Raw genomic sequence first — 20309 nt, 5'->3', positions numbered from 1 at the left:
ATGCAGGCGCATCGGTCTACCGCCCGAACTTGCCCGGCCAACCGATGACCTTCTTCGGCCGCGGCGTGGCATACGTCCTGACCTTCGACGTCGACAACCCCAACCGCACCAACGACTCGGCCACCATCACCGCCGCCGTCACCCCGTCCACCACCGGCACCCCGGTGCGCTGGCGAATCTGCTCGTCCAGCCCGGCCATGCCGCCGCAGCCCAGGCAGATCACCTCGGCCTTGTCATCGCGAATGGCCAGTTCCGCCTGGCGCACGATGGCCTCCATGGCGCCCAACGGGTCTTCTTCCAGCTCCAGCACCGCCATGCCGCTAGCGCGCACCGAAGCGCAACGCTGGTAAAGGCCGGCAAGTTTCAGCCGGTCTTCAATCAGCGGCACAGTGCGGTCCAGGGTGGTCACCACCGAGTAGGCGTGCCCCAGGAACATCGCGGTGCTGGCCGCCGCTTCGGTGATATCCACCACCGGCACATTGAGCAGTTCCTGCAAGCCTTCACGGCCATGTTCGCCATAGCCGGCCTGGATCACCGCATCAAAGGGCTGGTCGTAGGCCATTACCCGGTCCATCACGGCGATGGCCGCCAGGTAGCTTTCAAAATTGCCTTCCACCGATTCGGCGCCGAAGTACGGGGTTAGCCCGACAATCTCGGTGCCCGGTGAAGCCACCGCCCGTGCTTGCTGGGCGATGGTCTCGGTGATGGATTCGGTGGTGTTGACGTTGACCACGAGGATACGCATGGAAAGTCCTTGTTTAATGACTGACGTTATCGACGGCAATGCTTTCGCCGCTGACATCGGCGTAGTGCGGTTGGCGCTTGGCGATCAGCAGGTACAGCAACCCGGCAATGCCGGCGCCAAACAACCAGGAAAACGGCGAGACGCTGGCAAACCCCGGCAGCAGCGCCAGCAGGATGGCGATCACCGCCGCCGGAATAAACGCCGCCACCGCACGCATGTTCACCCCCCGGCTGTAGTAATAAATGCCTTGGGGGTCTTCGCTATACAGTTGTGGCACGTCCACCTGGCTTTTACGGATCAGCCAGTAATCGACCATGATCACCCCGTACAGAGGCCCCAGCAGCGCGCCGAGGCCTGAGAGGAAGTACACGATCACCAACGGGCTGTTGTAGAGGTTCCACGGCAGGATCAGTACGGCAACAAAGGCACTGATCAACCCGGCGCGCCGGAAGTTCAGGTACTTGGGCGCCAGGTTGCTCAGTACAAAGGCCGGGGCGACGAAGTTGGCCATGATGTTCACCGCCACGGTGACGATCAGGAAAGCCAGGCAGCCGAGCACCAGAAAGAAGGTGTTGGGGATCGCCGCGATGATTTCGGTGGGGCTTTCGATCACCCGGCCATTGAGTTGGAATTGCCCGCCGCACAGCAGCACGGTGATGGCGGCGAATACCAGGATATTCACCGGCAGGCCCCAGAAGTTGCCGACCTGGATGGTTTTGCGGCACGGCGAAGAGCGGGCGAAGTCGCAGAAGTTGAGGATCAAGGTGCCGTAGATCGCCAGCCATAGCGCGCCGCCGGCAAAGATATTGCGCCACATCTCGCCGCCACTCAGGGGCTCGCGGATCGACCAGGCAATTTGCCCGTTCGCCTGGAAGTACATCCAGCCGGCCAGCGCAGCCACGGTCAGCAGAATCACCGGCCCGGCGAAGCCTTCATAGCGACGTACCATTTCCATGCCATAGGCGAGAATCACCAACTGCACCAACCAGATCGCCACAAAGCACGCCCAACCCAGGGTCGACAGGCCGAGAATCGAGTCGTGGTCATAATCGGCAAACCCTGGATGAATGGCTGTCAGCAGTACGCGGAAAACCACCGAGGCCAGGTAGGTCTGGATCCCAAACCAGGCAATCGCAATTACCGCCCTGATCAATGCCGGAATCTGCGCCCCGTGGATGCCAAAACTGATGCGGCTGATAACCGGAAACGGCACACCGGTCTTCTGCCCCATGTAGCCCGACAAGTTCATGAAGAAGTACACCAGCGCCGCGCCGATCCCCAGGGACAGCAATATTTGCCAGCCGCCCAGGCCTAATGCATATAAGCCGATGGCGAATGAGTAGTTGGCGATGTTGTGCACGTCATTGGTCCACAACGCGAAGATGCTATAGCGCCCCCAGCGTCGTCCTTCGACCTTGGTGGGCGCCAGGTCCTTGTTGTGCAGGCGCGGGCTGAGCACCAGCGGGCCGGGGCCGGCGGCTGCAGGGTTTAATGGGGAGGAGGGCAGATCCAGTGCGAGGGTGTTCGAGAGGCTTGTACGCATTCCGGCAGGCTCCAGCGCATCTGCAGCAAAGCGGCGGATGGCAAAGTGTATGTAGGTTTTGTATTGATTGTATACAAAGCGTACTTATGCCTAAGCCATATGCGTGCCAATTTTCGATATATGAAAATCTTGGCTAATTTCGTTTTTATATAGTTTGAGAATAAATTACTGAATTACAAGCGTTATAAATTGACCGTTTGAACAGGTATTTATTTTTTTGTTAATTGCAGGGCTATTTATAGACAGCGCCATTGGCGCCGGGAGATGTTACGTTTTGGTGCGTTGTATATTAAGTTGCACACAAAAATGGCACTTATGGTTACAAGGTTGTGTACAAGATTCACCCGACCAAAAAGGAAATTTCGCTTTCTGTAGGAGCGAGCAAGCTCGCTCCTACAGAGGCGGTGGCATCAGAGGCTCAAGCCTTGCTGATGATATTCCCCGCATGCAGTCCGCATTCCTTCTGCGTGGCTTCTTCCCACCACCAGCGGCCTTCACGTTCATGCTGGCGTGGCAATACCGGCCGGGTGCAGGGCTCGCAGCCGATGCTGATAAACCCGCGCTCATGCAGGCTGTTGTACGGCAGCTCGAGCATGCGGATATAACCCCACACCTCCTCGCTCGTCATCTGTGCCAGCGGGTTGAATTTGTAAAGGGTGCGTTCCGGCGTGGAAAACGCCGTGTCGATTTCCAGCGCCGCCACCTGGCTGCGAGTGCCGGGGCTCTGGTCGCGGCGCTGGCCGGTGGCCCAGGCGCGTACACCGGCAAGTTTGCGGCGCAGCGGTTCGATCTTGCGGATACCGCAGCATTCGCCATGGCCGTCCTTATAGAAGCTGAACAGGCCTTTCTCTTTGACGAAGGGCTCCAGCTTGCTCGGGTCCGGTGAGATCAGTTCGATGTCGATCTTGTAGAACTCACGCACCTGCTCGATAAACCGGTAGGTCTCGGGGTGCAGGCGGCCGGTGTCGAGGCTGAACACCTTGACGTTCTTGTTCAGCTTCCAGGCCATGTCCACCAGCACCACATCCTCGGCACCGCTGAAGGAAATCCACAGGTCATCACCGAACTGGCTGAACGCCAGCTTGAGAATGTCCTGGGCAGACTTGTTGGCATAAGTCGTGGCGAGTTCAACGACGTCGAAGGCTTGGTTCATCAGGACGGTTCCTACAGGTCAGTGGCGCTGAGCGCTCTCTAGGAGGGCGATGGTATCAAAATCTGTCCCGCGTTGCGGCGGCGGGCTTGAGTCGCTAGAGTTCGGCAGTCCTTTTGCTCGCTCAACTAACAACATCTAATAGGAGTGTCGTGTGGAAATTGCCTGCCTTGACCTGGAAGGGGTGCTGGTTCCGGAAATCTGGATCGCCTTCGCCGAGAAAACCGGCATTGAGTCCCTGCGGGCCACCACCCGTGACATTCCCGACTACGACGTGCTGATGCAGCAGCGCCTGCGCATCCTCGACGAGCATGGGCTCAAGCTGGCCGATATCCAGGCCGTGATCGCCACGCTCAAGCCGCTGGACGGCGCCATCGAGTTCGTCAACTGGCTGCGCGAGCGCTTCCAGGTGGTGATCCTGTCCGACACGTTTTATGAGTTCTCCCAGCCGCTGATGCGTCAGCTGGGTTTCCCAACCCTGCTCTGCCACCGCTTGATCACCGATGAAAACGACCGAGTGGTCAGCTACCAACTGCGCCAGAAAGACCCGAAACGCCAATCGGTGCTGGCATTCAAGACCCTGTACTACCGCGTGATCGCTGCCGGTGATTCCTATAACGACACCAGCATGCTGGGTGAAGCTGACCGCGGGATTCTGTTCCATGCGCCGGACAATGTGATTCGCGAATTCCCGCAGTTCCCGGCGGTGCATACGTTTGAAGACCTGAAGAAAGAGTTTATCAAGGCGTCGAATCGGCAGTTGAGCCTGTAAGTGTTTCTGCGAGGCTGATTGCCCCATCGCAGGCAAGCCAGCTCCCACCTTTGATCGCGGCGCGGTCGAAGGTGGGAGGGGGCTTGCCCCCGATAGGGCCGGTACAGGCCCTACAAACCTTCCAATGTCTGTAACAACACCCGCACCTTCGTCAACGATTCCTGATACTCCGCCTGCCACTCTGAATCCGCCACAATCCCACCGCCACCCCAGCAACACACTTGCCCGTCCTTGACCAGCAAGCTGCGAATCGCGATGGAGCTGTCCATCTCGCCGCGCACGTCCAGGTACACCAGCGAGCCGCAATAGAGCCCGCGGCGGGTGGGTTCAAGCTCGTCGATAATCTGCATCGCACGAATCTTCGGCGCGCCGGTGATGGAGCCGCCGGGGAAGCTGCCGGCGATCAGGTCGAGGGCGTCTTTGTCGTCGGCCAATACGCCGGTGACGCTGCTCACCAAGTGGTGCACGTTGGGGTAGCTTTCCAGGCTGAACAGCTCCGGCACTTTCACTGAGCCGATGCGGCAACTGCGGCCGAGGTCGTTGCGCAGCAGGTCGACGATCATCAGGTTTTCTGCGCGGTCCTTGGGGCTGGCGAGCAACTCAGCGGCGTTGGCGGCATCCTCTTCGGGGGTTAAACCGCGAGGGCGGGTGCCCTTGATCGGGCGGGTTTCCACCTGACGCTCGCTGATGCGCACAAAGCGTTCCGGCGACAGGCTCAGCACCGCGCCGTCATCGGGCAAACTCTGGAACCCGGAAAACGGCGTCGGGCAGGCTTCGCGCAGCGCGCAGTAGGCTGCCCATGGATCGCCGATGCACGGCGCGCGAAAGCGTTGGGCAAAGTTGACTTGGTAGCAGTCGCCGGCCTGGATGTAATCCTGGATGCGAATGATGGCCTGGTGATACGCCTCGGCGCTGAGGTCCGGGATCATGGGGCCGTGAAGCTTGAAGGTCGTCGGCGCATCGTTTTGTGCCTGACTGAACACGTTGATCAAGCGTTGCCGCTCGCTGTCGGCCAGCGCAGGGTGAAAGACCAACTGGCTGGTTTGCACCTGGTGATCGCTGACCAGCGCCCAGGCATAGAGCCCGAAACGCGCATCGGGCAGATGCAAATCGTCCACGGCCAGGTGTGAAATCTGCTCCAGGTGCCGACCAAAGTCATAGCTCAGGTAACCGATCAAACCACCGGCAAACGGTAAGTCATAGCCATCAGGCAACGTCGCTTGACCTAACTGCGTGAGGTTCTTGCGCAAGCGTTGCAGGAAATCACCGCCACTTTCGTCCGGCCCTACCGTCAGGATCGCTTCGGGCCAGGCACTGAGCAGGTCATACCGGCCGCGAACAGCCATCGGGCGGCCGCTGTCGAGCAGCACCGCACCAGGGGCGTGGCGAATGACCGCAAAGAACTCGGCGGGATTGGCCCGGTAGGGCAACGGGTATACGGAACAGGTCGACATGCGGGGGTGGATCAGCCAATGGCGCGGGGGAGGGGGATTGTAGTCCCCTGTAGGATTTGCTCCTAGAGGGGATGTCGGGGATAGACAGTTCGAAGACCGGATCAGCCTTCCACGGGCGGAATATGCCCGAACATCTCCTGCACGAACTTCACCCGTTCCTCTGGGGTCTCTGTCACCCCGGCCGCCTTGAGTTCTTCCAGCCGCGCCTCTACTGCATGGGTGCGCAACGTCAGGCCGCAGTCGTTGGCAATCTGGATGTTCAGCCCAGGCCGTGCGTTCAGCTCAAGGATCAGCGGGCCTTTTTCCTGGTCCAGCACCATGTCCACGCCGATATAACCCAGCCCGCACAGCTCATAGCAGCCGGCGGCGAGCTTCATGAAACCGTCCCAGTTGGGCAGTTGCACGCCATCTACGGCGTTGGTGGTGTCGGGGTGCTTGGTGATGATGTTGTTCAGCCAGGTGCCGCGCAGGGTCAGGCCGGTGGCCAGGTCTACACCCACGCCGATCGCGCCCTGGTGCAGGTTGGCCTTGCCGCCGGATTGGCGGGTGGGCAGGCGCAGCATCGCCATCACCGGGTAGCCCATCAGCACGATGATGCGGATGTCCGGCACGCCTTCATAGCTGATGCTCTTGAAGATCTGGTCGGGCACCACGCGGTACTCGATCAATGCGCGGTCGCGGTGGCCGCCGAGGGAATACAGGCCGGTGAGGATGCTGGAAATCTGGTGCTCGATCTCCTCATGGCTGATGATTTTGCCGGACACCGTGCGATAGCGCCCCTCGAACCGGTCGGCCACCACCAGGATGCCGTCACCGCCGGCGCCCTGGGCGGGCTTGATCACGAAGTCGCTGCGCCCACCGATAATCTCGTCGAGCTTGTCGATTTCCTTCTCGGTGGAGATCACCCCGTACATTTCCGGCACGTGGATGCCTGCCGCCAGCGCCCGTTCCTTGGTGATGATCTTGTCATCCACGATGGGGTACAGGCTGCGCTTGTTGTACTTGAGCACGTAGTCGGCATTACGCCGGTTGATGCCCATGATCCCCCGCGCTTCCAGGGCCTTCCAGGTCTTCCAGAAGCCGAACATCAAGAGTCAGCCTTCAGGAACGCCTTGAAGCGCACCAGCTCGGTGAGGCGATAGCCGCGATAGCGACCCATGGCCAGCATGAAGCCCACCAGAATCAACAGGATCGCCGGGAAGGTGAACACGAAATACACCAGCTCCGGCACGCTCATGATCAGGTGCGCCAGGGACGCGGCGAACAACGTGCCAATCGCCACTTTCAGCGCATGGTTGGCACCACGTTCCTCCCAGGTGATCGACAGGCGTTCGATGGTCATGGTCAGGATCACCATCGGGAACAGCGCCACCGACAAGCCACGCTCCAGCCCCAGCTTGTGGCTGAACAGGCTGATGGCGGCAATCAACACCACCACGAAGGTCAGCACCACCGACAGCCTCGGCAGCATCTGCAGTTTCAGGTGTTCAAGGTACGACCTGAGCGACAGGCCCAGGGCCGTGATGATCGTGAACAGCACAATCCCGAAGCCCAACTGGGTCTCGCGGAACGCCAGGGCGATCAGCACGGGGGTGAAGGTGCCCAAGGTTTGCAGGCCGATCAGGTTGCGCAGGATCAGGATCACCAGCACGCCAATCGGGATCATCACCATGATCATGAAGGTCTGCTGGGTTTGCAGCGGCAGGCCGTACAGCGAGTATTCGAGGAAGTTGGCGTCGGTGTTTTCGTCGGTCAGCTTGGCCAGGCGAATCGCGTTCATTTCGCTGTTGTTGAGGCTGAAGGTCACCATGGCCTTCTTGCCGCCATCGACCGTGATCAGGTTTTCATCGCCGGTCCACCACAGCAGGCGGTCGGCGGGCAGGCCCTGTTCGCCAGTCTCCGGGTTGAAGTACAGCCAGTCGTTGCCGTTGAAACTGCGCAGCCACAGCTCCGGGGTTTGCGGCTGGTCGGCCACCAGGCGGATGGTGTGGACTTTCTCTACCGGCACGTGGGCGATGGACAGCAGCAGCTCGACGATTTTGGCTTTGTGCGGCGTCGAGGGGTCTCCGGCCAGCAGCAACTTCACATTGTCGTCGTTGAGGTTGTTGGTGCGCTTGATGGCTTCGCTGATAAAGGTCTCGACGTCGGCCGAGTGCTGGCGAATCGGCGCCAGCAAGGCTTCGGCGGCGATCTTCTCGGGGCCTTCCACGGCGATGCTGTCGCGGAAGGTCGGGCCTTTGATCTTGACCTTTTCGCCGCTGTAGCGCTTGGTCAGCACCAGGCGGTAATAGAGGGTCTGGTTGCCCTTGGCCCGGCGCGCCGACCAGGTGACCTTGCGGTTGCCGTCGATGCGGTTGACGCTCACCCCGTAGTTGTTGGAGATAAAGCTTTCATTGAGGCTGACGAAGTCGCGGCTCAGGGGCGGCACGAACATCTGGATCTTGACCGGGTCTTTCGGGTTGGCGACGAACTCGACCTTGGCGTCGATGTTCCACAAGTCGTCGGTAGCATCTTCGGTGACGGGAATTCCCAGCACGAAGATCTGATAGGCGGTGACCGAAATGCCCAGCACCACCAGCAAGGTGATCAGGATTTTCAGGTGCAGGGTCAGAGAGCGCATTCGGTTTACTCGGCGGTATTAAGCGTCGGCGGCGCAGGCGGGTTTGCCTGCTGCATATTTAAGACTGGGGTCGACCAGCGCATCAAAGCGTTTGAGCGCTTCGGAGCCAATCAGCAGCGGGTATTGGAATGCGCTGCGGTCAGTCAAGTTCACTTCGATGCTGCGTAAAGCACTGCCCATGCAGATATCCAGCGCAATCACTGGGCGGGCGGTGTAGTTCTTGTCCTCATCGGGGTCGTAGTCGCCGGCGCGGCGCTTGATCTTGCTGACACGCGCCAGGGGCAGTTCGATGGGGTGGGAATGGGCGGTGTCGATGGCCAGGTAGAAGCGGACCCAGGATTCGCCATTGCGCTTGAAGCGCTTGATATCGCGGGCACTCAACGAGGCGGTCTTGGCGCCGGTGTCGAGTTTGGCCGCCACTTCCAGGTCGATACCTGCAAGTTTGGCGTATTCATTCAGGCCGTACACGGTCTTCTCGGCGCCAGCGCCAAGGCTCGGTATGCACAGCAGGCACATCACTAGTAGGTAAGGCTTGAGTCTCATAAATCCTGAGGCAGGGCAGTGCACTGTTCATTTCATGGCGACTGGCATTGCTGCGCAATCTCGGGTGCGCTCTTTCATCGTCTGATGTCAGGCAAAAGCGGCGGGCATTCTAACATGATGCTTTTTTGGCGCCAGCGCTGGCAGGCGGCCATGCCTTCGCAAGCGAATGAGGCGGTTATTAGACGATTGTCGACAATGTGTATTTATTCTTTGACTATGCGGGGCTAATTGACTAGTTTTTGCGGCATTGCTTTTCAAGGTGTCGACAATATGTTGGAGCAACTGGAAAAACCAGCGGTGGCACCGGACGATTCCCAGACCATGTCGGAGAACGTCTTCCGGCGTATCCAGGCCGCCATCGTCAAAGGCGAAATCGCCCCCGGCAGCAAGATTTCCGAGCCGGAGCTGGCGCGCACCTACGGCATCAGCCGCGGCCCTTTGCGCGAAGCGATCCATCGCCTGGAAGGCCAGCGCCTGCTGGTGCGGGTGCCTCATGTCGGCGCGCGCGTGGTGTCTTTGAGCCACGCCGAGTTGGTCGAACTGTATGAAATTCGCGAGTCCCTGGAGGGCATGGCCTGTCGCCTGGCCGCCGAGCGCATGACTGACGCGGAAATCGAAGAACTGCGCCAGGTGTTGCACACCCACGAACGGGACGCGGCGTTCCAGGCTGGTGTTGGCTATTACCAGCAGGAAGGCGACTTCGATTTTCACTACCGCATCATTCAAGGCGCCGGTAACCGCACCCTCACCCAAATGCTCTGCGGCGAGCTGTACCAATTGGTGCGCATGTACCGCATCCAGTTCTCCGCCACCCCCAATCGTCCACGCCAGGCTTTTGCCGAGCATCACCGCATTCTGGACGCGATTGCCGATCGCGACGGTGAACTGGCCGAACTGTTGATGCGCCGGCATATCGGCGCCTCCAAACGCAACATTGCCCGTCACTTCCCGGACGGTGCGCCTTCATCACGAGGTGAGTCATGAGTTCCAACAACAACAGCACTCCCGGCCAGCGTTTTCGTGACGCCGTCGCCAGCGAACAGCCCTTGCAAGTGGTGGGCGCCATCAACGCCAACCATGCGCTCTTGGCCAAGCGCGCCGGCTTCAAGGCGATTTACCTGTCAGGTGGCGGTGTAGCCGCCGGCTCCCTCGGCGTGCCAGACCTGGGCATCACCGGTCTGGATGACGTGCTCACCGACGTGCGCCGCATTACTGACGTGTGCGACCTGCCGCTGCTGGTGGACGTGGACACCGGTTTCGGCTCCTCGGCGTTCAACGTGGCGCGTACCGTCAAGTCGATGATCAAGTTCGGCGCCGCCGCCATCCATATCGAAGACCAGGTCGGCGCCAAGCGCTGCGGTCACCGCCCGAACAAAGAAATCGTGTCCCAGCAGGAAATGGTCGACCGCATCAAGGCTGCCGTGGATGCGCGCACCGATGACAGCTTCGTGATCATGGCGCGCACCGACGCCCTGGCGGTCGAGGGCCTGGAGTCTGCCCTGGAACGTGCCGCCGCGTGCATCGAGGCCGGTGCCGACATGGTGTTCCCGGAAGCCATCACTGAACTGGAGATGTACAAGCTGTTCGCCTCCCGCGTGAAGGCGCCGATCCTGGCGAACATCACCGAGTTCGGCGCGACACCGCTGTACACCACCGAACAGTTGAAATCTGCGGATGTTTCCATTGTGCTGTACCCGCTCTCGGCCTTCCGTGCCATGAACAAGGCCGCCGAGAATGTCTACACCGCGATTCGTCGCGACGGTACCCAGCAGAACGTGATCGACACCATGCAAACGCGCATGGAGCTTTACGATCGCATCGACTACCACACCTTCGAGCAGAAGCTCGACGCGCTGTTTGCCGCGAAAAAATAAACCCTGTGGTTCCCTGAACAACTACAAAATTGGAGAACGAACATGGCTGAAGCGAAAGTATTGAGTGGTGCTGGCCTGCGTGGCCAGGTCGCCGGGCAGACTGCACTGTCCACCGTGGGCCAGGCCGGCGCTGGCCTGACCTACCGTGGCTACGACGTGCGCGAACTGGCCGCCGACGCCCAGTTTGAAGAAGTCGCCTACCTGCTGCTGTACGGTGAATTGCCAACCCAGGCAGAACTGGACGCCTACAGCAACAAGCTGAGCAAACTGCGTGACCTGCCCCAAGCCCTGAAAGAAGTGCTCGAACGCATCCCCGCCGACGCCCACCCGATGGACGTGATGCGCACCGGTTGCTCGTTCCTGGGCAATATCGAGCCCGAGAAAGATTTCAGCGTGCAGCGCGATGTCACCGACCGTCTGCTCGCCGCCTTCCCGGCGATCATGTGCTATTGGTATCGCTTCAGTCACGACGGCCAGCGCATCGACTGCGTGACCGACGAGCCGAGCATCGGCGGCCATTTCCTGCACCTGCTGCATGGCAAGAAACCGAGCGAGCTGCACGTCAAAGTGATGAACGTGTCACTGATCCTCTACGCCGAACATGAATTCAACGCTTCGACCTTCACCGCACGGGTGTGTGCATCGACCCTGTCCGACCTGTATTCCTGCGTCACCGCTGCCATCGGCTCCCTGAGCGGCCCGCTGCACGGCGGTGCCAACGAAGCAGCGATGGAAATGATTGAGCGTTTCTCCTCGGCCCAGGAAGCGGTTGAAGGCACCCTTGGCATGTTGGCGCGCAAAGACAAGATCATGGGCTTTGGCCACGCGATCTATAAAGACAGCGATCCGCGCAACGAGGTGATCAAAGGCTGGTCGAAAAAACTCGCTGACGAAGTGGGTGACACCGTGTTGTTCCCGGTCTCCGAAGCCATCGACAAGACCATGTGGGAACAGAAAAAGCTGTTTCCCAACGCCGACTTCTACCATGCCTCGGCGTACCACTTCATGGGCATTCCGACCAAGCTGTTCACGCCGATCTTCGTGTGCTCGCGCCTGACCGGCTGGGCTGCGCATGTGTTCGAGCAGCGCGCCAACAACCGCATCATCCGTCCAAGCGCCGAGTACACCGGCGTTGAGCAGCGCAAGTTCGTGCCAATCGAACGTCGCTGAATGGGATGGGCTGTGCCCGCTGGCTAATGTGCTTTTTTGTGGGAGCTGGCTTGCCTGCGATGGCATCACCTCGGTGTACCTGTCACACCGCAGTGATGCCATCGCAGGCAAGCCAGCTCCCACAGGAAACAGAGCCAGTGTCGACAGTTCACCTTTCGAACTTACCGTGACCGAGTCCTGACGATGAACACTGAATTTCGCAAACCGCTCCCCGGCAGCCGCCTGGATTTCTTCGACGCCCGTGCGGCTGTCGAGGCAATCACGCCCGGCGCCTACGCCACGTTGCCCTACACCTCGCGCGTGCTCGCCGAGAACCTGGTGCGCCGTTGCGACCCGGCCACCCTCGACGCATCCCTGAGCCAACTGATCGAGCGCAAGCGCGACCTCGACTTCCCGTGGTTCCCGGCCCGCGTGGTGTGCCATGACATCCTCGGCCAGACTGCCCTGGTCGACCTCGCCGGCTTGCGTGATGCCATCGCCCAGCAAGGCGGCGACCCGGCGCAGGTCAACCCGGTGGTGCCCACCCAATTGATCGTCGACCACTCCCTGGCCGTCGAGGCCGGTGGCTTTGACCCGCAAGCCTTCGAAAAAAACCGCGCCATTGAAGACCGTCGCAACGAAGACCGTTTCCACTTTATCGAGTGGACCAAAAAGGCCTTCAAGAACGTTGATGTGATCCCGCCGGGCAACGGCATCATGCACCAGATCAACCTGGAGAAAATGTCTCCGGTGATTCAGGTGCGTGACGGTGTGGCCTTCCCGGATACCTGTGTCGGCACCGACAGCCACACGCCCCACGTGGATGCCCTGGGCGTGATCGCCATCGGCGTCGGTGGCCTGGAAGCCGAGAGCGTGATGCTCGGCCGCGCGTCGTGGATGCGCCTGCCGGAAAGCGTGGGCGTGGAATTGACCGGCAAGCTGCAACCGGGCATTACCGCCACCGATATGGTGCTGGCGCTCACCGAGTTCCTGCGCCAGCAGAAGGTGGTCGGCGCCTGGCTGGAGTTCTTCGGCGAAGGGGCTGCGGCACTCACCTTGGGTGACCGTGCCACCATCTCCAACATGGCCCCGGAGTACGGCGCCACTGCCGCGATGTTCTACATCGACGCGCAAACCATTGCCTACCTCAAACTCACCGGCCGCGAAGACGAACAAGTCGCCCTGGTCGAGCAATATGCACGCCACACTGGCCTGTGGGCGGACGACCTGAAAGGCGCGCAGTACGAGCGCAGCCTGAGCTTCGACCTCTCCAGCGTCGTGCGCAACATGGCCGGCCCGAGCAACCCGCATGCCCGCCTGGCCACCCGCGACCTGGCGTCAAAAGGCATCGCTGGCCAATGGGATGACGTGCCGGGGCAAATGCCCGACGGCGCGGTGATCATCGCCGCCATCACCAGCTGCACCAACACCAGCAACCCGCGCAACGTGATCGCCGCCGGCCTGTTGGCACGCAACGCCAACAAGCTGGGGCTGACCCGCAAGCCGTGGGTCAAGTCGTCTTTGGCGCCGGGCTCGAAAACCGTGGCCATGTACCTGGAAGAAGCGGGACTTGGCCATGAGCTGGAAAAACTCGGTTTTGGCGTGGTGGCCTTTGCCTGCACCACCTGCAACGGCATGTCCGGCGCGCTCGACCCGGTGATCCAGCAAGAGATCATCGACCGCGACCTGTACGCCACCGCAGTGTTGTCGGGTAACCGCAACTTTGACGGGCGCATTCACCCTTACGCCAAGCAAGCCTTCCTGGCGTCGCCGCCGCTGGTGGTGGCCTATGCGATTGCCGGCACCATCCGTTTCGACATCGAGAAGGACGTGCTCGGCCTGGACGCCGATGGTAAGGAGATCCGCCTGCAGGATATCTGGCCGAGCGATGAAGAGATCGACGCGGTGGTCAAGGCTTCGGTAAAACCCGAGCAATTCCGTGCCGTGTATATCCCGATGTTCGCCATCCACGAAGACACCGGCCCCAAGGTCACGCCGCTGTACGACTGGCGCCCACAAAGCACCTATATCCGCCGCCCGCCGTACTGGGAAGGCGCGCTGGCCGGTGCACGGCCGCTCAAAGGCATGCGCCCGCTGGCGGTGCTGCCGGACAACATCACCACCGACCACTTGTCGCCGTCCAACGCGATCATGCTCGACAGCGCCGCCGGTGAATACCTGGCGAAGATGGGCTTGCCGGAAGTCGACTTCAACTCCTACGCCACCCACAGGGGCGACCATTTGACGGCGCAGCGCGCCACCTTCGCCAACCCGAAACTGTTCAACGAAATGGTGCAGGAAAACGGCAAGGTCAAGCAGGGCTCTCTTGCGCGTATCGAGCCGGAAGGCAAGGTCACGCGCATGTGGGAAGCCATCGAGACTTACATGGAGCGCAAGCAACCGCTGATCATCATCGCCGGCGCCGACTATGGCCAGGGCTCGTCCCGTGACTGGGCGGCCAAGGGCGTACGCCTGGCCGGTGTGGAAGCGATTGCCGCCGAAGGCTTCGAGCGCATCCACCGCACCAACCTGGTGGGCATGGGCGTGCTGCCCCTGGAATTCCTGCCGGGCACCGACCGCCACACCCTCAAGATCGACGGCAGTGAAACCTATGACGTGGTCGGCGAGCGCACCCCGCGTGCGCAGCTGACTCTGGTGATCAACCGCAAGAATGGCGAACGTGTCGAGGTGCCGGTGACGTGCCGCCTGGACACCGCCGAAGAAGTGTCGATCTACGAGGCGGGTGGCGTGTTGCAGCGTTTCGCCCAGGACTTCCTGGAATCAAAGGCAACCGCCTGAAGAGGATAACCATGGCACACGTAGCGCAAATCAGAATCCCCGCCACTTACATGCGTGGCGGCACCAGCAAGGGCGTGTTCTTCAGCCTTAAGGACCTGCCCACAGCGGCGCAGGTACCAGGCCCTGCACGCGACGCCTTGTTGCTGCGGGTGATTGGCAGTCCCGACCCCTATGACAAGCAGATCGACGGCATGGGTGGGGCCACCTCGAGCACCAGCAAGACCGTGATCCTGGCCAAAAGCAGCCGCGCCGATCACGACGTGGATTACCTGTTCGGCCAGGTCTCCATCGACAAGCCATTTGTCGATTGGAGTGGCAACTGCGGCAACCTGTCGGCGGCGGTGGGCTCGTTCGCCATCAGTGCCGGCCTGGTCGATGCGGCCCGCGTACCCCATAACGGCGTGGCCGTGGTGCGGGTGTGGCAGGCCAACATCGGCAAGACCATCATTGCCCACGTGCCGATCACTGACGGCGCGGTGCAGGAAACCGGCGACTTTGAACTGGACGGCGTGACCTTCCCGGCCGCCGAAGTGCAGCTGGAATTCATGGACCCGGCGGCGGAAGAAGAGGGCGGTGGTGGCTCGATGTTCCCCACCGGCAACCTCGTCGACGACCTGGAGGTGCCCGGCGTCGGTACCTTCAAGGCCACGTTGATCAACGCCGGTATCCCGACGATTTTCATCAATGCCCAAGACCTGGGCTACACCGGTACCGAGCTGCAAGGCGCGATCAACAGCGACCCCAAGGCCCTGGCGATGTTCGAGACCGTGCGGGCGTATGGCGCGTTGCGCATGGGCCTGATCAAACACCTGGACGAGGCCGCCCAGCGCCAGCACACGCCCAAGGTGGCGTTCGTCGCCAAGCCTGCCGATTACGTGGCCTCCAGTGGCAAGGCGATCAAGGCCGGCGATGTGGATTTGCTGGTGCGCGCCTTGTCGATGGGCAAACTGCACCACGCGATGATGGGCACTGCGGCGGTGGCGATTGGCACCGCCGCGGCGATTTCCGGCACTTTGGTCAACCTGGCGGCAGGCGGCGTGGAGCGCAATGCCGTGCGCTTCGGGCACCCGTCCGGCACCTTGCGCGTCGGCGCCGAGGCCAGCCAGGTGGACGGTGAATGGGTGGTGAAGAAAGCCATCATGAGCCGCAGCGCACGGGTGTTAATGGAAGGCTATGTGCGCATCCCCGGCGACGCTTTCTAGCTTGATCGTTCCCACGCTCCGCGTGGGAACGCCGCCTGGGACGCTCTGCGTCCTGCTGTGACGCAGAGCGTCACGGGATGCATTCCCACGCTCCGCGTGGGAACGATCAAACCCTGACCCTGAGGATGGAACAACCAACTTTTAGGAGAACTGCCATGAGCGCCAACGTCGACCAGAACAACCGTCCCGACTACGACCCGGTGTTGCAGGACATCGCCGACTACGTCCTCAACTACCGCATCGACTCCCAAGACGCCCTGGACACCGCCCGCAACTGCCTGATGGACACCCTCGGCTGTGGCCTGCTGGCCCTGCGCTTCCCCGAGTGCACCAAGCACCTGGGGCCGATGGTGGAGGGCACCGTGGTGCCGTTCGGTGCACGGGTGCCGGGCACTTCGTTTCGCCTGGACCCGGTCAAGGCCGCCTGGGATATCGGTTGCATCGTGCGCTGGCTCGACTACAACGACACCTGGCTCGCCGCTGAATGGGGCCACCCTTCGGACAACCTTGGCGGCATCCTCGCCGTGGCCGATCACCTGTCGCAAAAGCGCCTGGCCAATGGCGACGCGCCGCTCACTGTGCGTGCGGTGCTGGAAGCGATGATCATGGCCCACGAAATCCAAGGGGTGATTGCCTTGGAGAACTCCTTCAACCGGGTAGGTCTCGACCATGTGTTGCTGGTGAAAGTCGCCTCCACGGCGGTCACCGCCAAGCTGATGGGGGCCAACCGCGAGCAACTGCTATCGGCGTTGTCCCACGCCTTTGTCGATGGCCAGGCGTTGCGCACCTATCGCCATGCGCCGAATGCCGGCTCGCGCAAATCCTGGGCGGCAGGCGATGCATCGAGCCGCGGCGTGCGCCTGGCAGACATCGCCTTGCGTGGCGAAATGGGCATCCCCGGCGTGCTGAGTGCGCCGCAATGGGGCTTCTACGACGTGCTGTTCAGCCACACCAACAAGGACCTGGCGCTCAAGCCCGAGGACAACCGCGCCTTCAGCCTGCCCCAACCCTACGGCACCTACGTGATGGAGAACGTGCTGTTCAAAATCAGCTTCCCGGCCGAGTTTCACGCGCAAACGGCCTGTGAAGCGGCAGTCGCCCTGCACCCGCAGGTCAAGCATCGTTTGCATGAAATCGACCGTATCGTGATCACTACTCACGAGTCGGCGATTCGCATTATTTCCAAGGTTGGCCCATTGGCCAACGCCGCTGATCGCGACCACTGCCTGCAATACATGACCGCCGTGCCCTTGGCGTTCGGCAACCTGGTGGCCGAGCAGTATGAAGATGATTTCCACGCGGCCCACCCGATCATCGATGAGCTGCGCGACAAGATGGTCATCGTCGAAGACCCGCGCTACAGCCGCGAATACCTGGAGGCCGACAAACGCTCGATTGCCAACGCGGTGCAGGTGTTTTTCACGGACGGCACCTGCACCGAGCAGGTAGCGGTGGAGTACCCGATTGGCCATCGCCGCCGTCGGGTGGATGGCATTCCACTGCTGGAAGACAAGTTCAAGGCCAACCTGGCCACGCGGTTTACCGCGCAACGCAGCGCTGAGATTGTCGCCCTGTGCAAGGACCAGGCGCGGCTTGAGGCGACACCTGTGAACCGTTTCATGGACCTGTTCACGATCTGAAAAACAGCACGGTCGCTGTGGGGGCTGGCTTGCCTGCGATAGCGGTGTGTCAGCCCCACATGAATTGACTGGATGTCAGCTATCGCAGGCAAGCCAGCTCCCACAGTTGACTGAAGTTTCTGCTTCAGAATCTATTCAAACCGCAGTATCACCCGGCGGTTGTGCTTGCTCTTTTTCTCGATCTTCTCGCAGAACACCCGGCCGATTTCCTCGGTGTTGAGCACATGGGTACCGCCGCAGGGCTGGATATCGATGCCGGGGATTTCAATCACCCGCACCGAACCCGAGACCACCGGCGGCGCAACCGCCTGGGTGCGGGTGATCTGCAGCAGGGTCGCGTACTCGGTGGCGGGCATCGACAGGGTTTTTACCGCGTGGGCCTGCTCGATCAGGGCGTTGAGGTCACGGGTGAGTCCGTCTTTGTCCAGGGTCATCTCCGGCAGGTCGAAATCCAGGCGGCCTTTATCTGCGCTGATGCTGCAACCGGTCACGGGCGCGTCGATGAGGGAACACAGCAAGTGCAGGCAAGTGTGCATCTTCATGTGCTGGTAGCGCCGCTCCCAATCCAGCCCGGCGTCGATCTGGACGCCAGCGGCCAACTGTTCGGGGCAGTGGTCCACCTGATGCCAGATGATCGAGCGCAACACCGGGTCGCGCACCGTGCCGGTCACTTGCACCCGTGTGCCGTCGGCCAGGGTGAGGTGGCCGGTATCGCCCGGTTGCCCGCCGCCGGTGGGGTAGAACAGGGTGTGCTCCAGGGCGATACCCTGTTCGCTGACGGCAATCACCCGGGCGCTGAAGGCGTTCTGGTAGGGCGCGCTGTCGAACAGCGCCAGGGTTTCCATGGTATGCACAGACATGTTCAACCTCCGACGATCAATGGGGTGGCTTGCAAGAGGTGGCGCACCAGTGCGCTCAAGCCAGGGGGAGAGAGCAGGGTGATTTCAAATTCCGGCCCGCACACCTTCAGGTTCAGCGGCAGGCGTGGCAGTTGTTCGTCGTTGTCGAGGCGACGCAGACGAAACTGCAGGTGGTGCCGCTCTTTCACCGTGGGTTCGAGCATCAGCCCTTGCAGGGGATGAAAGTCGGCGTCCAGCACGGTGACCTTGTGGCCGACACTCACTTCGCCCACCACGTGCAAGCGCTCATCCAGGGCAAAGGCGCCGAGGTAGTTGCTGTGGTCCGATTCATCGTTTTTTTGCAGTTGGATCTGGTTGACCACCTTGACCTTGGTGCCTGCCGGCACGTCCTGGGTAATCACGCAGGAGGGGCTGATAAACACGTTGTCGCCGATCGAAACATAGCCCAGCACCCGGGCGCCGGCGCCGACTTCGACGTTGTTGCCCAGGCGCGGGTGGCGCTTGCCGTCCGGGTTGTTGGCGATACCGCGCGCGCCCAGGGTCACGCCGCAGAGGATGTAGCAGTCGTTGCCGATCACGCAGGTTTCGCCGATGACGGTACCGTAGCCATGGTCCAGCACAAAGCGCCGGCCAATACGCGCTGCCGGGTGAATCTCGGCGCCGGAGAGGATCTTGCCCTGGTTGCTCAGCTTGAGGGCCATGCGCGAAAACTCGCCGTTGTCAGCGGCCTGGAAATGCCACACCAGGTGCGCAAGACGGTAGAACAGTACGGCCTTGAACGAGGCGTAGGATTCCAGGATCAACTCACCGCGGCCACGGGACGCCGGGTCCCGATAGGCATAGGCGATCAGGTCTTCGGCCACTGCCTGGGCGGCGTTCTGGATCAACGGCGCCAGGTGCGGTTCCAGCTGCTTCATCTGCCCGGGCGTCAGGGTGGTGATGAGGTGGGTCAGCAACTCATCGTGCAGCTGTTGCATGTCGATAAAGCCCCCCATGGAGACACCCCCGTATGTTGAATGGTTAAAAGCCCGGTTATTCGAAACTGGGCAGGTAGCTGTCGGCATTGTCGTAGACCATGGTCAACACCACCGTTTCAGGCGGCAGTTCGGGGGCAAGTTGGGCGATGGCAACCATGTTGGCGGCCGAAGACAGCCCCAGGCTGATGGCATCGGTGCGCATGATGCGTTTGATCATGTCCAGGCAATCGGCGTGCGACACCTTGAGCATGCCGTCGATCACGTCCAGGTTGAGGATGCTGGGGATCAGGCCGATCGACAGGCCCTGGATCCCGTGCGCCGCGTGCCGGTCTTTGAGCAGGTCGCATTCTTCCGGTTCTACGCCCATCACTCGCAGCGCGGGCCAGGCGGCCTTGAGGGTTTCGCCGATACCGGTGATATGGCCCCCGGTGCCAATGCCGCTGACGAAGTAGTCCACGCGCTGTTCACCGAAGGCGCGAAGGATTTCCGGAGCGGTGGTGTCGCGGTGGGTTTGGGGGTTGGCGCCATTGCGTTGCTGGTTGAGCATCACGTAGTTGGGGTTTTCCAACTGCAGCTCCATGCACTTTTCGCCGTGGGAGTTATTGCCCAGGCGACTGTCGGACAGCACTACCCTGGCACCGTACAGCCGCAGCAGCTTCTGTTTTTCCGGGCTGTAGTTGTCAGGGATCACCAGCACCACTTTGTAGCCCAGCACGTTGCCGGCCATCACCAGGCCAATGCCGGTGTTGCCGCCACTGGGTTCGATGATGGTCTGCCCGGAATCACGGATCAGCACACCGCGGCGCTCGGCATCCAGGATCATGCCCAGGGCGATGCGCGCCTTGTGGCTGCCACCGGGGTTGAGCGACTCCAGCTTGGCGTAGACCTCGATGCCGAGGTCTTCGGAAAACTGGGCCAGACGCACGATCGGCGTTTGGCCGATCACGTCGAGAATGGAGTTATGCAGCATCAGTACGTCCC

The 20309-nt window shown here is 61.3% G+C and carries 17 protein-coding genes; 7 read left to right on the top strand and 10 right to left on the bottom strand.

Annotated elements, in window-relative coordinates:
• Nucleotides 1-16: 16 nt before the first annotated feature.
• From E1K68_RS20490 to E1K68_RS20480, 3 genes are all read right to left on the bottom strand, one after another.
• Entirely contained in the window at nucleotides 17-745 is a 729-nt protein-coding gene (locus tag E1K68_RS20490) for an aspartate/glutamate racemase family protein (RefSeq protein WP_034136192.1), read from the bottom strand.
• A 13-nt stretch (nucleotides 746-758) separates the two neighbouring features.
• Nucleotides 759-2288 (bottom strand): NCS1 family nucleobase:cation symporter-1, encoded by a 1530-nt coding sequence (locus E1K68_RS20485; protein WP_003193334.1) that lies wholly within the window; start codon nucleotides 2286-2288, stop codon nucleotides 759-761.
• Between the two features lie 418 nt (nucleotides 2289-2706).
• Entirely contained in the window at nucleotides 2707-3441 is a 735-nt protein-coding gene (locus tag E1K68_RS20480) for a phosphoadenylyl-sulfate reductase (protein ID WP_034136191.1), read from the bottom strand.
• 151 nt (nucleotides 3442-3592) lie between these two features.
• On the opposite strand from E1K68_RS20480, the gene thrH reads away from it, so the two are divergent.
• The gene (thrH, locus tag E1K68_RS20475) at nucleotides 3593-4210 is read left to right on the top strand and encodes a bifunctional phosphoserine phosphatase/homoserine phosphotransferase ThrH (protein ID WP_014719505.1); all 618 of its coding nucleotides are present in this window, start codon (nucleotides 3593-3595) and stop codon (nucleotides 4208-4210) included.
• Nucleotides 4211-4320: 110 nt separating this feature from the next.
• Here the strand turns inward: thrH and pabB are convergent, their stop codons facing one another.
• From pabB to E1K68_RS20455, 4 genes are all read right to left on the bottom strand, one after another.
• Entirely contained in the window at nucleotides 4321-5664 is a 1344-nt protein-coding gene (gene pabB, locus E1K68_RS20470; protein WP_169912535.1) for an aminodeoxychorismate synthase component I, read from the bottom strand.
• Between the two features lie 101 nt (nucleotides 5665-5765).
• Entirely contained in the window at nucleotides 5766-6752 is a 987-nt protein-coding gene (locus E1K68_RS20465) for an alpha-L-glutamate ligase-like protein (RefSeq protein WP_003193326.1), read from the bottom strand.
• Complete coding sequence (locus E1K68_RS20460; RefSeq protein WP_003193324.1) at nucleotides 6752-8284, bottom strand: inactive transglutaminase family protein; 1533 nt, start codon at nucleotides 8282-8284, stop codon at nucleotides 6752-6754. The genes E1K68_RS20465 and E1K68_RS20460 overlap by 1 nt, the downstream gene beginning before the upstream one ends.
• 18 nt (nucleotides 8285-8302) lie before the next feature.
• Complete coding sequence (locus tag E1K68_RS20455) at nucleotides 8303-8827, bottom strand: ATP-dependent zinc protease (protein ID WP_014719501.1); 525 nt, start codon at nucleotides 8825-8827, stop codon at nucleotides 8303-8305.
• 270 nt (nucleotides 8828-9097) lie between these two features.
• Here E1K68_RS20455 and E1K68_RS20450 point away from each other — a divergent pair, with 270 nt between their 5' ends.
• The 6 genes from E1K68_RS20450 to prpD all read left to right on the top strand — a co-directional run bounded on the left by E1K68_RS20450 (nucleotide 9098) and on the right by prpD (nucleotide 17491).
• On the top strand, nucleotides 9098-9811 hold the full coding sequence (locus E1K68_RS20450; protein WP_003193321.1) for a GntR family transcriptional regulator: 714 nt from the start codon (nucleotides 9098-9100) through the stop codon (nucleotides 9809-9811).
• Nucleotides 9808-10701 carry a methylisocitrate lyase gene (gene prpB, locus E1K68_RS20445; RefSeq protein ID WP_003193320.1) on the top strand — a complete coding sequence of 298 codons (894 nt, stop codon included), beginning with the start codon at nucleotides 9808-9810 and terminating at the stop codon, nucleotides 10699-10701. Before E1K68_RS20450 ends, prpB begins: the two co-directional genes overlap by 4 nt.
• A 42-nt stretch (nucleotides 10702-10743) precedes the next feature.
• Nucleotides 10744-11871 carry a 2-methylcitrate synthase gene (gene prpC / locus E1K68_RS20440; protein WP_212614588.1) on the top strand — a complete coding sequence of 376 codons (1128 nt, stop codon included), beginning with the start codon at nucleotides 10744-10746 and terminating at the stop codon, nucleotides 11869-11871.
• Nucleotides 11872-12054: 183 nt separating this feature from the next.
• Entirely contained in the window at nucleotides 12055-14649 is a 2595-nt protein-coding gene (acnD, locus tag E1K68_RS20435; RefSeq protein ID WP_003193315.1) for a Fe/S-dependent 2-methylisocitrate dehydratase AcnD, read from the top strand.
• 11 nt (nucleotides 14650-14660) lie between these two features.
• Nucleotides 14661-15851, top strand: a complete 1191-nt coding sequence (gene prpF / locus E1K68_RS20430; RefSeq protein ID WP_212614587.1) for a 2-methylaconitate cis-trans isomerase PrpF — start codon at nucleotides 14661-14663, stop codon at nucleotides 15849-15851.
• 155 nt (nucleotides 15852-16006) lie between these two features.
• Entirely contained in the window at nucleotides 16007-17491 is a 1485-nt protein-coding gene (gene prpD / locus E1K68_RS20425) for a 2-methylcitrate dehydratase (RefSeq protein WP_034136185.1), read from the top strand.
• Nucleotides 17492-17622: 131 nt separating this feature from the next.
• On the opposite strand, the gene E1K68_RS20420 is transcribed toward prpD, so the two are convergent.
• Genes E1K68_RS20420 through E1K68_RS20410 form a run of 3 tightly spaced genes read right to left on the bottom strand, consistent with a single transcriptional unit; the run spans nucleotide 17623 to nucleotide 20298 of the window.
• Nucleotides 17623-18351: an alanyl-tRNA editing protein gene (locus E1K68_RS20420; protein WP_003193309.1), complete on the bottom strand. Its 729-nt coding sequence runs from the start codon at nucleotides 18349-18351 to the stop codon at nucleotides 17623-17625.
• 2 nt (nucleotides 18352-18353) lie between these two features.
• A complete protein-coding gene (locus E1K68_RS20415; protein WP_003193308.1) occupies nucleotides 18354-19346 on the bottom strand; it encodes a serine O-acetyltransferase in 993 nt (330 codons plus the stop codon).
• A gap of 37 nt (nucleotides 19347-19383) precedes the next feature.
• Nucleotides 19384-20298, bottom strand: coding sequence for a PLP-dependent cysteine synthase family protein (locus E1K68_RS20410; protein WP_003193306.1), 915 nt, complete (start codon nucleotides 20296-20298; stop codon nucleotides 19384-19386).
• Nucleotides 20299-20309: the final 11 nt, after the last annotated feature.

It is taken from the genome of Pseudomonas sp. B2021 (assembly GCF_018135665.1).
In the GTDB taxonomy this organism is placed as follows: Bacteria; Pseudomonadota; Gammaproteobacteria; order Pseudomonadales; family Pseudomonadaceae; genus Aquipseudomonas; species Aquipseudomonas lactis.
The sequence above is the reverse complement of the archived record's forward strand: the minus strand, read 5'-3'. Positions and strand labels throughout refer to the sequence as shown.